Annotated in this window: 12 protein-coding genes; 7 read left to right on the top strand and 5 right to left on the bottom strand. The window is 60.7% G+C overall.

All coding sequences use genetic code 11. The features are described from left to right. Positions 1-197 precede the first annotated feature (197 nt). Complete coding sequence (locus FHW75_RS00790; protein ID WP_161751335.1) at positions 198-1,145, top strand: LysR family transcriptional regulator; 948 nt, start codon at positions 198-200, stop codon at positions 1,143-1,145. Here the strand turns inward: FHW75_RS00790 and FHW75_RS00785 are convergent. Both FHW75_RS00785 and hexR read right to left on the bottom strand, forming a co-directional pair. Next, on the bottom strand, positions 1,087-1,305 hold the full coding sequence (locus FHW75_RS00785; protein WP_080578095.1) for a PA3496 family putative envelope integrity protein: 219 nt from the start codon (positions 1,303-1,305) through the stop codon (positions 1,087-1,089). The two genes, FHW75_RS00790 and FHW75_RS00785, sit on opposite strands and share 59 nt — an antisense overlap. 132 nt (positions 1,306-1,437) lie before the next feature. After that, the gene (gene hexR / locus FHW75_RS00780) at positions 1,438-2,304 is read right to left on the bottom strand and encodes a transcriptional regulator HexR (protein WP_003253273.1); all 867 of its coding nucleotides are present in this window, start codon (positions 2,302-2,304) and stop codon (positions 1,438-1,440) included. A gap of 103 nt (positions 2,305-2,407) precedes the next feature. On the opposite strand from hexR, the gene zwf reads away from it, so the two are divergent. From zwf to FHW75_RS00760, 4 genes are all read left to right on the top strand, one after another. Next, positions 2,408-3,850: a glucose-6-phosphate dehydrogenase gene (zwf, locus tag FHW75_RS00775; protein WP_019098445.1), complete on the top strand. Its 1,443-nt coding sequence runs from the start codon at positions 2,408-2,410 to the stop codon at positions 3,848-3,850. A gap of 96 nt (positions 3,851-3,946) precedes the next feature. Continuing rightward, positions 3,947-6,133 carry a DNA helicase II gene (gene uvrD, locus FHW75_RS00770; RefSeq protein WP_019098444.1) on the top strand — a complete coding sequence of 729 codons (2,187 nt, stop codon included), beginning with the start codon at positions 3,947-3,949 and terminating at the stop codon, positions 6,131-6,133. 110 nt (positions 6,134-6,243) lie between these two features. Then, on the top strand, positions 6,244-7,101 hold the full coding sequence (locus FHW75_RS00765) for a Tim44 domain-containing protein (RefSeq protein ID WP_016712750.1): 858 nt from the start codon (positions 6,244-6,246) through the stop codon (positions 7,099-7,101). Positions 7,102-7,216: 115 nt separating this feature from the next. Continuing rightward, positions 7,217-7,624, top strand: a complete 408-nt coding sequence (locus FHW75_RS00760) for an SMI1/KNR4 family protein (protein WP_019099164.1) — start codon at positions 7,217-7,219, stop codon at positions 7,622-7,624. A gap of 154 nt (positions 7,625-7,778) precedes the next feature. Here the strand turns inward: FHW75_RS00760 and FHW75_RS00755 are convergent, their stop codons facing one another. Next, on the bottom strand, positions 7,779-9,539 hold the full coding sequence (locus FHW75_RS00755; protein ID WP_019099165.1) for a cation:proton antiporter: 1,761 nt from the start codon (positions 9,537-9,539) through the stop codon (positions 7,779-7,781). A gap of 342 nt (positions 9,540-9,881) precedes the next feature. On the opposite strand from FHW75_RS00755, the gene FHW75_RS00750 reads away from it, so the two are divergent. Beyond that, positions 9,882-10,367, top strand: a complete 486-nt coding sequence (locus tag FHW75_RS00750) for an acyl-CoA thioesterase (protein WP_016712753.1) — start codon at positions 9,882-9,884, stop codon at positions 10,365-10,367. Here the strand turns inward: FHW75_RS00750 and pdxY are convergent. Beyond that, the gene (gene pdxY / locus FHW75_RS00745; RefSeq protein ID WP_019099166.1) at positions 10,364-11,236 is read right to left on the bottom strand and encodes a pyridoxal kinase PdxY; all 873 of its coding nucleotides are present in this window, start codon (positions 11,234-11,236) and stop codon (positions 10,364-10,366) included. The genes FHW75_RS00750 and pdxY overlap by 4 nt on opposite strands. Positions 11,237-11,356: 120 nt before the next feature. Between pdxY and FHW75_RS00740 the strand changes: the two genes are divergently transcribed. Continuing rightward, a complete protein-coding gene (locus FHW75_RS00740) occupies positions 11,357-11,749 on the top strand; it encodes a DUF3301 domain-containing protein (RefSeq protein WP_016712755.1) in 393 nt (130 codons plus the stop codon). Here the strand turns inward: FHW75_RS00740 and FHW75_RS00735 are convergent, their stop codons facing one another. Beyond that, on the bottom strand, positions 11,750-12,721 hold the full coding sequence (locus tag FHW75_RS00735) for a GTP-binding protein (RefSeq protein ID WP_183673037.1): 972 nt from the start codon (positions 12,719-12,721) through the stop codon (positions 11,750-11,752). Positions 12,722-12,735: the final 14 nt, after the last annotated feature.

Raw genomic sequence — 12,735 nt, 5'->3', positions numbered from 1 at the left:
TTCCCAAAGCCGTAGGAACAGTCGAGCCGGTTCTACCGGTCGGCGCGTGACCAGACGTTGCTGGCCAGTCGCGTATTCACCCTAGCGCTGTAGGTCGATAAACAAAAATCAATATTTGTTAGAGGCTGTATTAGCAAAAGCTTATAGTGCGGTTACAAGGTGTTGCCAACGAGTCGATAAAAATGCGTAAGTCCTTGATGCGTATGACTTTGCGTCAATTGCAGATCTTCAACGAGGTGTGCGATTTGCGCTCGTACAGCCGCGCGGCGGAAGAGATGGCACTGACGCAACCCGCCGTTAGTCTACAGATCCGCCAGCTCGAAGAGCTGATTGGCCAGCCACTGTTCGAGTACGTAGGCAAGAAGCTGTACCTGACCGAGGCGGCCGAAGCCTTGCAACGCGCCAGCCGCGACATCTTCGGGCGGCTGGAGAGCCTGGACATGCAGCTGTCGGACATGCAGGGCTCACTGCAGGGGCAGCTGAAACTGGCGATCGAGTCCAGTGCCAAGTACTTCGTGCCACACCTGTTCGCCGCCTTCAAGCAGCGTCACCCGGAGGTCAACCTGACCCTGACGGTGGTCAACCGCGCCCAGGCCATTCGTCGCCTTTCGGATAACCGCGACGACCTGATCATCATGTCGATGGTGCCGCAGGACATGGGCCTGGAATTTCTGCCATTCCTCAACAACCCAATCGTGGCGGTGGCACCGCCCGAACATCCGCTGTGCAAACTGGAGCAGTTGCGCCTGCAGGACCTGGAGCCTCATACCCTGCTGGTCCGCGAGCAAGGTTCGGGCACACGCAAGGCGTGCGAGGAGTACTTCAAGGACAAGCGCGTACACTTTACGCAGACGCTGGAAGTGGCCTCTGCCGATGCCCAGCGCGAATGCGTGATCGCCGGCCTGGGTGTCGCCTTGCTGACCCGCCATGCAGTCAACCTGGAGCTGGCCACTGGTGTGTTGAGGGAGCTACCCGTAGAAGAACTGCCGCTATACCGGAGCTGGTGCGTGGTGCAGGCCAAGGCCAAGCGGCAGTCGCCGGTGGCCTTGGCGTTTTTGGCGTTCATCCGCAGCGAACGTGCGTTGATCAGCGCGCTTGTTGAACGTTTTTCGGGGAAGCTGCCGACGACGTCTGCCATACCGTGAGCGCTTGCAGCTCGGGGTAGTCTGCCAGGTCGCGGAGCAATTGGCGTTGGTCGCAATAGACCTCGATCGCGCGGCGGTACTCCATGCGGCGCTGATCCTTTTCCTGCTGTTTGCGAGCCTTGGCGTTGGGTTGGTAAGTACCTTCGTGGTCGCGTGCCATTGCCTGTCTCCCAGATAGGATGCGGGAGTTTCAGACTGGCCTGGATGGTTTACGGTTTGGCGGTGGAATGGTGACAAAACAATGAATTTTTACTGCCTGTGCCGGCGACAGGGCCAGTACAGGCAATGCAGATCAGTCGTCTGTAGCCTTGATCGACTTGGGCGACAAACGCAGGCTGCGCAAGCTGCGTTTAACGCTTTTCAGGTGGTTGACCAGGCTCGGCCCACGCGCCATCGCCACGCCCATGGCCAACACGTCGATCACCACCAGGTGAGCGATACGCGAGGTCAGCGGCGTGTAGATTTCGGTGTCTTCATGCACGTCGATCGCCAGGTTGACCGTCGACAACTCGGCAAGAGGTGTCTGGCTGGGGCACAGGGTAATCAGGTTGGCACCGCTCTCACGCACCAGGTTGGCGGTGATCAGCAAGTCCTTGGAGCGGCCCGACTGGGAAATGCACACCGCCACATCACCCGGTTTCAGGGTAACCGCCGACATCGCCTGCATGTGCGGGTCGGAATACGCGGCGGCGCTGAGCAACAGGCGGAAGAACTTGTGCTGGGCATCGGCCGCCACCGCACCGGACGCGCCAAAGCCATAGAACTCCACGCGTTGCGCCTGGGCCATGGCACTCACCGCCTGCTGCAGCGCCTGCGGGTCGAGGTGCTCACGCACTTCCATCAGGGTATGCAGGGTGGTGTCGAAGATCTTCAGGCTGTAGTCGGCAACCGAGTCGTCTTCATGAATGGCGAACTGCCCGAAACTGGCCCCCGCTGCCAGGCTCTGCGCCAGCTTCAGCTTGAGGTCCTGAAAGCCCGAGCAACCGATAGCCCGGCAGAACCGCACGATGGTCGGTTCGCTGATACCCACGCTGTGTGCCAGGTCGGCCATGGAACTGTGCATGACGGCAGCCGGGTCGAGCAGCACGTGGTCGGCCACTTTGAGTTCCGATTTGCGCAGCAGGTGGCGCGATTGGGCGATATGTTGCAACAGATTCACAGGCTGGACTCGGTTATGATCGGCTGGCCGGGTTGTAGCTTTCTTGTAGTTATACTACATGGACGCCAACCCGCCCAGTTAAACGAACGTGGAGAGTGGCGGTTTGACTATTCCTTGCGACATTCTGGTCTTCGGCGGCACCGGCGATCTGGCCCTGCACAAGTTGCTTCCGGCGCTCTACCACCTGTTTCGCGAGGCCCGTCTTGACCCTGCCGTGCGGATCATCGCGCTGGCGCGCCGCAACTTGCCACGTAACGATTATCTCAAGCTCGCCGAACGCCATTGCCGGGCACAGATCGCCCGCAACGACTTCGAAGAAGAGGTCTGGCAGCGGTTTTCCGCGCGGATCGACTATTTCGCCATGGATGCTTCGCAAAGCGCCGACTTTGGCCGCCTGGCGCGCTACCTGGGCGAGCCCGGCGGCTTGACGCGCATCTTCTACCTGGCCACCGCCCCCAACCTGTTCGTACCGATTGCCAAGCACTTGCATAACGCCGGCCTGGCCGACGCCGAAGCGCGCATCGTGCTGGAAAAGCCGATCGGCCACTCGCTGGAATCGGCTACCGCCATCAACGAAGCGATTGGCGCAGTGCTGGAGGAAAACCAGGTATTCCGGATCGACCACTACCTGGGCAAGGAAACCGTGCAGAACCTGATGGCCCTGCGCTTCGCCAATGCCCTGCTGGAGCCGGTGTGGCGCAACAATCAGGTCGACCACGTACAGATCAGTGTTTGCGAGACGCTGGGTGTAGAGAACCGGGGCGCCTACTACGACCGCGCCGGGGCAATCCGCGACATGCTGCAGAACCACCTGCTGCAGCTGCTGTGCCTGGTGGCCATGGAGCCCCCCGCCCAGTTCGAGGCCGAAGCGGTACGCGACGAAAAAGTGAAGATCCTGCGCGCCCTCAAGCCGATCACCGGCCAGGATGTGCAGGACAAGACCGTGCGCGGCCAGTATGGCGCCGGGCACATCGGCGGCCAGGAAGTACCGGCCTACTACTTCGAAAAGGATGTCGACAACGACAGCGATACCGAAACCTTCATCGCCATCGAAGCGCACATCGACAATTGGCGCTGGGCGGGCGTGCCATTCTATCTGCGCACCGGCAAGCGCATGGCACGGCGCTCGTCGCAGATCGTCATTCAGTTCAAACCGGTACCCCACGAGCTATTCAACGGTGGCCAGGTCAACCAGTTGCTGATCCAGTTGCAACCGGAGGAACGCATCAGCCTGCGCATGATGACCAAAAGCCCGGGCAAGGGCATGCGCCTGGAACCGGTGGACCTGGACCTGAACCTGGCCCAGGTGTTCAGCCAGACCCGCCGCTGGGAAGCCTACGAACGCCTGCTGCTGGATGTACTGGAGGGCGACTCGACGCTGTTCATGCGCCGCGATGAAGTGGAAGCAGCCTGGGCCTGGACCGACCCGATCATCAGGGGTTGCGAAGAGCACTTTCAGGCGCCACGCCCTTACCCGGCGGGCAGTAACGGGCCAGAGCAAGCCAACAGCCTGCTGGCGCGTCATGGCAGGCACTGGCAGGGCTGACCCACTGTCATCGGGTCGATGAACGGCCATGCGCCAAGGTGAATATTTATACAGTGGAGGTTTGCCCCATTTCCTGCCGCGCCCTAGAATGGCCCGATGCACACAGACGACCTCTCCCTCCTGCTGAATTCCCTCAACGATGCCCAACGCCAGGCCGTAGCGGCCACGCTTGGGCGTCAACTGGTGCTTGCCGGCGCCGGTTCCGGTAAAACCCGCGTGCTGGTGCACCGCATCGCCTGGCTGATCCAGGTGGAGCAGGCATCGCCGCACTCGATTCTGTCGGTGACCTTCACCAACAAGGCTGCAGCAGAAATGCGCCAGCGAATCGAACAACTGCTGGGGATCAACCCGGCGGGCATGTGGGTAGGGACCTTCCACGGCCTGGCCCATCGCTTGCTGCGGGCCCACTGGCAGGAAGCGCGGCTGGTGCAGAACTTCCAGATTCTCGACAGTGACGACCAGCAGCGCCTGATCAAGCGGGTGATGCGCGAGCTGGGCCTGGATGAACAGAAATGGCCGGCACGCCAGGCACAGTGGTTCATCAACGGGCAGAAGGACGAAGGCCTGCGCCCGCAGCATATCCAGGCCGGTGGCGACCTGTTCCTGGCGACCATGCGTGACGTCTATACCGCCTATGAACAGGCGTGTGAGCGTGCCGGGGTCATCGATTTCTCCGAACTGTTACTGCGTGCCCTGGACCTGTGGCGCGACCACCCGGGCCTGCTTGAGCACTACCAGCGGCGCTTCCAGCATGTGCTGGTAGACGAGTTCCAGGACACCAACGCCGTGCAGTACGCCTGGCTGCGCCTGCTGGCGCGCGGGGGTGCCAGCCTGATGGCGGTGGGTGATGACGACCAGTCGATCTACGGCTGGCGCGGTGCCAAGATCGAAAACATTCACCAGTACACCGCCGACTTCCCCGACGCCGAAATGATCCGCCTGGAGCAGAACTACCGCTCTACCGGCGGCATCCTCAAGGCGGCCAACGCCCTGATTGCCAACAACAGCGATCGCCTGGGTAAAGAGCTGTGGACCGACATGGGCGAAGGCGAACCGCTGACCCTGTACGCGGCCTACAACGAGCACGACGAAGCGCGCTACGTGGTGGAAACCATCGAGAGCCTGGTCAAGCAGGGCAATGCGCGCAACGAAATCGCCATCCTGTACCGCTCCAACGCCCAGTCGCGCGTGCTGGAAGAAGCCCTGCTGCGCGAGCGTATTCCCTACCGTATCTATGGCGGCCAGCGCTTCTTCGAACGTGCCGAAATCAAGAACGCCATGGCTTACCTGCGGCTGATCGAAGGGCGCGGCAACGATGCTGCCCTGGAGCGGGTAATCAACGTACCGCCACGCGGCATTGGCGAAAAAACCGTCGAAGCCATCCGCGAGCATGCCCGCCACAGCCAGGCATCGATGTGGGACGCCATGTGCCAGCTGCTCGCCGCCAAGGCCCTCAAAGGCCGCGCCGCCAGTGCGCTGGGGGCTTTCATCGAGCTGATCGAGGGGTTGGCCGCCAAGGTCGTGGACATGCCGCTGCATACCATGACCCAGACCACCATCGAGCAATCCGGGCTGATCATCTATCACCAGGAAGAAAAAGGTGAAAAGGGCCAGGCACGGGTAGAAAACCTTGAGGAACTGGTCAGTGCGGCGCGCAACTTCGAATCCACCGACGAAGACGCCGACCTTTCGCCCTTATCGGCCTTCCTCGGCCATGCCTCGCTCGAAGCCGGCGATGCCCAGGCCGACGAGCACGAAGACAGCATCCAGCTGATGACCCTGCACAGCGCCAAGGGCCTGGAGTTCCCCTACGTGTTCCTGGTGGGCATGGAAGAAGGCCTGTTCCCGCACAAGATGAGCCTGGAAGAACCCGGCCGCCTCGAAGAGGAACGCCGCCTGGCCTATGTGGGAATTACCCGTGCCATGCGCCAGCTGGTCATGACCTACGCTGAAACACGTCGCCTGTATGGCAGCGAGACCTACAACAAGGTGTCGCGTTTCGTACGTGAAATTCCGGCGGGCCTGGTCCAGGAGGTGCGGCTGTCCAACAGCGTCAGCCGGCCGTTCAGTGGGGTCAAGACGGCGACCAATAGCAACTTGTTCGCCAATGCCAGCATTCCGCAGACCGCGTTCAACCTGGGCCAGCGTGTGCAACATGCGGTATTCGGGGAAGGCGTGATCCTCAACTTCGAGGGATCCGGCGCGCAGGCGCGGGTACAGGTGAACTTTGCCGAAGGCAGCAAGTGGCTGATGCTGGGGTATGCCAAGCTCGAAGCCCTGTAGCAGCCTTGTAACATTCAGGCAAAAGCTCGAAACACTCTGTCGCTGGTCATGTGCACGGGAACCTGTGCAACATGACGCGCGTGCAATCCACAACAGGGGATATCCCACTTATGCAACGTTTTCTTAGCATCGCTCTGGCGCTCTGCGTCGGCCTGACGCTGAGCCTGGACGCCAACGCCAAGCGTTTCGGCGGCGGCAAGAGCTCGGGCTCCGCGCCTATCCACCAGACCCGTCAGGCTACGCCAACCACGCCTGCCGCCGCGCCGGCCGCCGCACCTGGTCGTGCGGCCCCGGCCGCCAGCGGTGCTTCGCGCTGGTTGGGCCCACTGGCAGGCCTGGCCGCCGGTGGTCTGCTGGCATCCATGTTCATGGGTGACGGTTTCGAAGGCTTCCAGATCATGGACTTCCTGATCGTGGCGCTTATCGCCTTCCTGGTGTTCCGTTTCATCGCCGCTCGCCGCCGCCAGCAGCAGCCGCAAATGGCCATGCCAGGCCATGCGCCAATGCAGCGTGAGGCTCACGCTCAGCCTGCCCAGCCTTCGATCTTCGGTGGTTCGGCCGCACCTGCTGCCGCTGCCGCCCCGGTGATCAATGCCCCGGCCTGGTTCAACGAGCAAAGCTTCCTGGCTGCTGCCCGTAACCACTTCCAGTCGCTGCAGCAGCACTGGGATGCCAACGAGATGGACAAGATCGCCGAATTCGTCACCCCGCAAATGCTCGAGTTCCTCAAGCGTGAACGCGCTGAACTGGGTGATGGCTTCCAGTCCACCTACATCGATAACCTCGAAGTGCAGCTGGACGGTGTAGACGATCGCAGCGATCGCACCGATGCCACCCTGACCTTCCGTGGCGTGTCTAAGAACTCGCGCTTCGACCAGGGCGAAGTGTTCAGCGAAAGCTGGCACATGGTTCGCGCCCAGGGCGAAAACCAGCCTTGGCTGGTTGCCGGTATCCGTCAAAACGGCTAACCGCTGCAGGCTGCACAAAAAACCCCAGGCGCTGTCCTGGGGTTTTTGCTTTTGCCAGAGTGGCCTACTAGGGTATAACGCGCAGCGTTGTCATCTAGGTCAGAGGAAGTGAACCGTGGAAGAAGTGATCGAACAACTCCGTGAAGCCAACCAGCCAGTACCGGTGCCCCTTGAGCTTCCCGACGAGGACCAGTTGGTCGAGATCGAAGAAGAGCTGTTCATCAACATTCCGTTCGTGTTCAAAGAGTTTCTACTGACTGTCAGTGACGTGGTGTACGGCTCGCTGGAACCGGTGACTGTCACCGATCCACAGTCGCATACCTACCTGCCCGACGTCGCCGCCAACGCTTGGGATGCCGGCGTGCCGCGCGACCTGATTCCGCTGTGCCAGGACGGCGACAACTACTATTGCGTCGAAGAAGACGGCACCGTGGTGCTGTGGGAGGCGGAAGACGAAATTGTCGGCGAAGACAGCTGGGAGTCGGTGTGGCACTGGGCGCGGGATGTCTGGCTGGAGAGCTGATTCCAGCCGTTGCTGGAATGCCACCGGCACAGGAAAAATAATGGCCTAGCGCCATCAATGCGGTTAAAATCGCCAGGCTTTCTGCGCCTGGCGACATCGCTACCGCTCCATCCCCTCGGACGACGGTGAAATCTTGCGCAGGGAGCATTGACCCTCAGTGTGAATTCTCGCGGCTGTTCTCCAGTGTCTCCAGCAAGGCAATCTGCATGCGCGTGTGCACGCGGATAAACCAGCGCCACAGCAAGGCCACCACCACCGCAGCCACCACGGCAATCACCAGCAGCAACTCGCTGGTTGGCAGAATGCTTGCCGAAAGCGCCGACAGCAGCAGGAAAATCACCAACAGCGACAATAGCGGGATCACCTCGGCGATCACTCGCCGCACCCGCTGGGTATGCCGCCCGGCCATTTCCGGCTTGACGCCCATCTCTGCCAGCAGCATCGACAGTGCCTTGAGCTTGCGATAGGCCGCGATCAGGAAAGGCAGCGACAGCAACAACGCCGCCCCCCAGATAAGCGCCTTCTGTTGGCTGGCATCGCTGACCCACTCACTGAGCCAGTTGCCAATACGCCCTGCGAAGTAACCACCGCTGAAGAAAATGGCGATCACCAGCGCCAGGTTCACCCCCACCTGCAACAGGATGCGCCGAATCATCGCCGCCAGCATGGCACCCTCGCCCTGCGGCTGAATGTTGCGTAACCACTCGCCATACAAGGAAAGTACCCGCGCCAGGCGGCCAGGCACCACATTGCCCAGCTTCTGCGACAAGGGGTCGGCCGCGCGAATCAGGTACGGTGTCAGCAGCGTGGTGATTGCCGATACCGCGACCGCGACCGGGTACAGGAAATCGCTGGTCACCTGCAGGGTCATGCCCAGCGCGGCGATGATGAACGAGAACTCGCCAATCTGCGAAAGCCCCATGCCCACCCGCAATGACGTGCGCCCGTCATTGCCGGCAATGAACGCCCCCAAGCCACAGGACAGCATCTTGCCCAATACCACCGCCAAGGTAATGACCACGATCGGCCAGGCGTAGTCGATCAGCACCTGCGGGTCGATCATCAAGCCAATCGCTACGAAGAAGATGGCGCTGAACAGATCGCGTACCGGCTCGATCAAGCGTTCGATCTTCAGCAACTGGCGCGATTCAGCCATGATTGCGCCAATCAGGAAGGCGCCCAGCACCATGCTGTATTCCAGCTTTACCACCAGCAGGCAGAAGCCAAAGCACAGGCCCAGCACGGTAATCAGCAACATCTCGTTGCTTTCGAACTTGGCCACATAGGCCAGCAGCCGTGGCACCAGCAGGATGCCGATGACCAAGGCAACGATCATGAAAAGCGACAGCTTGCCGACGGTGGAGAACACTTCACCGGAGCTGACCGTGCCACTGACAGCGATGCCCGACAGCAGGGCGATGATGCCGATACCGAGGATGTCTTCCACAATCAGCACACCGAAGATCAGCTGGGCGAAACGCTCGTTCTTCATCTTCAGGTCGTTGAGCGCCTTGACGATGATGGTGGTCGAAGAAATGGCCAGGATAGCGCCAAGGAATAGCGAATCCATGGTGCTCCAGCCGAACCAGCGGCCGATTTCGAAGCCGATCCATATCATCAGCACGATTTCCAGGAACGCCGCGATAAACGCCGTCGCGCCCACCTTGAACAGCTTGCGCAGGCTGAACTCGAGGCCCAGGCAGAACATCAGGAAGATCACCCCCAACTCGGCGAGGGTCTTGATGGTGTCTTCATCATGGATCAGGCCGAACGGCGGAGTGTGCGGGCCAATGATGAAGCCGGCGACGATGTAGCCCAGCACCACCGGCTGCTTGAGACGATGAAAAAGAATGGTGACCACGCCAGCGACCAGCATGATGACTGCCAGGTCCTGGATGAAACTGATGGCATGCATGGCGTGATACTCCTTTTCTCGTCGTTTTCTGGATGCCTGGGCAGACCGCTCCTCTGCCAAGGCAAACCCGAGCGAGCAGCAAGTACATACTGTATTGAATGCAGGAACGCCCATGTTGCATGGGCGTACTCAGGTTAACATCGCACCCCGCCGCAAAAAGCCGGTGCAATATGCAGAAACAGATCGGCTGGAAAAGCGCCGCTGATGGCATGATCAGCGTGACGGCGGGGCGTCAGGCAACGTCCCGTATCAGCAAGGCAAATTCAAAAGAGGGGAACAGAAGTGTCAGCAGATAACGCCCCCCATTCGCCCGATTCAGCGCAACCTCACCGTGAGCACACTATGGAACCTGGAAACGCCCAGCTGAGCATGACCGTCCTGATGACCCCGGACATGGCCAACTTTTCTGGCAACGTACATGGCGGCACCCTGCTCAAATACCTCGACGAAGTGGCCTATGCGTGCGCCAGCCGTTATGCCGGCAGCTATGTGGTGACGCTGTCGGTCGACCAGGTAATCTTCCGTGAACCCGTACACGTGGGTGAACTGGTGACCTTCCTGGCGTCGGTCAACTACACCGGCAACACGTCGATGGAGGTTGGCATCAAAGTGGTGACCGAGAACATCCGTGAGCGCTCGGTACGCCACTCCAACAGTTGCTTCTTCACCATGGTCGCGGTCGACGACAACCGTCGCCCGGTAGCGGTGCCACCGCGCCAGCCGCAAAGCAGTGAAGAAAAGCGCCGCTTCCTGCAGGGCCAGCAGCGCCGGCAGATCCGCCAGGAGCTGGAAAAGCGCTACCAGGACCTGAAGACCGACGCCATTTAAAGCGCCAGCAATTGCGCCTCGAAGCGCACCCGCGGGTGGGCGATGCGGTCCTGGGCCCGCACCAGTTGCAGTTCGTAGCTGGCGCAGGCCTGGGTTTCCAGCAGCACTTCATGCACCGCCGCCGCGGTGAACTCGAGTGCCTGTACCCAGCTGTCGCCGAGCAGCACGCGGGCCAGAAACAAGCCCGAGGTCAGGTCGCCCACCCCCACCGGCTGACGTGGAAACGCCAGCAGCGGGCGGCGCAGGAGCCAGCTGTGCTCGGCAGTCACCAGCAGCATCTCGAACTGGTCCTCCGCACGCCCTGGATAAGCCAGGTGCTTGACCACCACCACCTGCGGCCCCCGCTGCAGCAGGCTGCGCGCCATATTCACGCAGTCTTCCAGCGACTGCGCACGGCGCCCACAGAAGCTGTCCAGCTCCAGCTGGTTCGGGCACAGGATATCCGCGCGGGCGGCCGCCTCCTCGAGCAGGAACTCGCTGACTTCCGGCGGCACGATGCAGCCCTTCTCAGGGTGCCCCATGACCGGGTCGCACACATACAACGCTTTCGGATTTACTGCCTTGATCCGCTCGACGCCGGCCAGTATCGCTCGCCCTTGTTCGGCACTGCCCAGGTAGCCGGAAAGCACCGCATCGCAGTGACCCAGTTCGCCGATGTTGGAAATGCCTTCCACCAGCGCAGGAATTTGCGCCGGAGCAAGCACTTCGCCGGCCCACTGGCCATACTGAGTGTGATTGGAGAACTGCACGGTATTGAGCGGCCAGACATTGACCCCGATACGCTGCATGGGAAATACCGCGGCACTGTTGCCGGCGTGGCCGAACACCACATGGGACTGAATGGCGAGCAGGTGCGGGGTACGTTTCATGCGGGAGGTTTCCAAAGCTGTTTCAAGGATTGTGCGGAGCGCAGTATGAACTCGATTGCCACCTGTACGACAGGCCAGGGACGCAGTTAAGCTGGATCTACCTGTTTGGAGCATATGCAAATGTTGACCCTGGAGAACCTCTTCGTCCTGATGCTGGTAGCCACGGCAGGCGCCTGGTTGTGGCACAACCATGGGTTGCGCGAAAAAGCCCTGGAACGGGTGAAACAGCATTGCGCCAAGCTTGACCTCGAATTGCTCGACGACGCCGTCGCGCTCAAGCGTATCGCCTTTGTGCGCGATGCCAACGGCCGCAAGCGCCTGGCGCGCATCTACGCCTTCGAGTTCACCGTTACCGGCGAGCAGCGCCATCCCGGCACGGTGACCCAGTTCGGCGCCCACAGTGTGCAGATCGAACTCGCACCCTATCCGTTCGAAATCAAGACACCACCGCGCACCGACAACGTCATCGAAATGCAGCAGTGGCGCCAGGAGCACAACCGCTGGCGCAATTGATCAACTGACGCGGCACTCGCTCAACCCGGCTTGCAGTGCGGGTTGCGATTGCGGCTGATCGAAAATCAGCTCGATACGGGAGTCCCTGCGCCAGTCGCTAGGCTGCCAGGCGGGCATGTCTCCCCTCAGCCCATTGAATGATTGCCAGCCATCCACGCTGTGGATAACACCCTTGGCGCGACGCCAGGGCCATGCGCGCAAGAACACCTGTACCCGCTGTGGATAAAACTGTTGGCCCGGGTGCCAGCGCCAGCCAATACTCCAACCTCCCTCCCCCTGCTGGGCAAGACAGATAGGCTGACCTGGGTCTGTCCACAATATTCCTGGGCTACTCTCAAGATTGTCGACAATCCGGTCCTCCTCAAATGGGCTGTCGACAATCTGCTCAGGGCTGCCGGGTAGGTTTGAGAATGGCACTTTCCCCTGCTCGGCCCAGATGATTTTCTTGTCTTTAAATTTATTAGTTATCAACAACTTACATTTTTCATCCACAACTTCTGATTTGTTGAAAACCACGCTTTCAGACATATCGAAAGCCTGCTGTTGAGCCTCTGGAAGCGGCTCGTCACGCGCCATGGATTGCGCATCCACCACCATCAGGAAGGGCTTGATTGTCAGCACTCCGGCCCAAGGAGCCTGTTGCAGCTGAGCAAGCAACTGCAATGGGTGACCCAGCCCGGAAGGTTCGATAAACAGCCGATCAGGCCGGGATTTGCGCAGTAACCGACCCAAGCCCACCTGGAACGGCATGCCATTGACACAGCACAGGCAGCCGCCTGCGACTTCCCCGATGGCGATGCCATCTTCGTCACGGCTGAGCAAGGCCGCATCCAGCCCTACCAGGCCAAACTCATTGATTAATACAGCCCAACGCTCATGGGCTGGGCGCTGAGCCAACAGATGACGGATCAGGGTGGTTTTGCCGGCCCCCAGCGGGCCGGCTATCACGTGGGTGGGTATGTTCTGCAGCATGGCATGGCTTCAAG

Origin of the sequence: Pseudomonas sp. OG7, assembly GCF_014192825.1 — a bacterium.
Classification (GTDB): Bacteria; Pseudomonadota; Gammaproteobacteria; order Pseudomonadales; family Pseudomonadaceae; genus Aquipseudomonas; species Aquipseudomonas monteilii.
This window is presented reverse-complemented; position numbering and strand designations above follow the sequence as displayed.

What these genes read in the sequence shown, in the direction of transcription:
- FHW75_RS00790 (WP_161751335.1), top strand. Translation starts at nt 198, where the DNA reads ATGCGTATGACTTTGCGTCAATTGCAGATCTTCAACGAGGTGTGCGAT.
- FHW75_RS00740 (WP_016712755.1), top strand. Translation starts at nt 11,357, where the DNA reads ATGTTGACCCTGGAGAACCTCTTCGTCCTGATGCTGGTAGCCACGGCA.
- pdxY (WP_019099166.1), bottom strand. Translation starts at nt 11,236, where the DNA reads ATGAAACGTACCCCGCACCTGCTCGCCATTCAGTCCCATGTGGTGTTC.
- FHW75_RS00735 (WP_183673037.1), bottom strand. Translation starts at nt 12,721, where the DNA reads ATGCTGCAGAACATACCCACCCACGTGATAGCCGGCCCGCTGGGGGCC.
- uvrD (WP_019098444.1), top strand. Translation starts at nt 3,947, where the DNA reads ATGCACACAGACGACCTCTCCCTCCTGCTGAATTCCCTCAACGATGCC.
- FHW75_RS00750 (WP_016712753.1), top strand. Translation starts at nt 9,882, where the DNA reads ATGGAACCTGGAAACGCCCAGCTGAGCATGACCGTCCTGATGACCCCG.
- FHW75_RS00765 (WP_016712750.1), top strand. Translation starts at nt 6,244, where the DNA reads ATGCAACGTTTTCTTAGCATCGCTCTGGCGCTCTGCGTCGGCCTGACG.
- FHW75_RS00755 (WP_019099165.1), bottom strand. Translation starts at nt 9,539, where the DNA reads ATGCATGCCATCAGTTTCATCCAGGACCTGGCAGTCATCATGCTGGTC.
- FHW75_RS00785 (WP_080578095.1), bottom strand. Translation starts at nt 1,305, where the DNA reads ATGGCACGCGACCACGAAGGTACTTACCAACCCAACGCCAAGGCTCGC.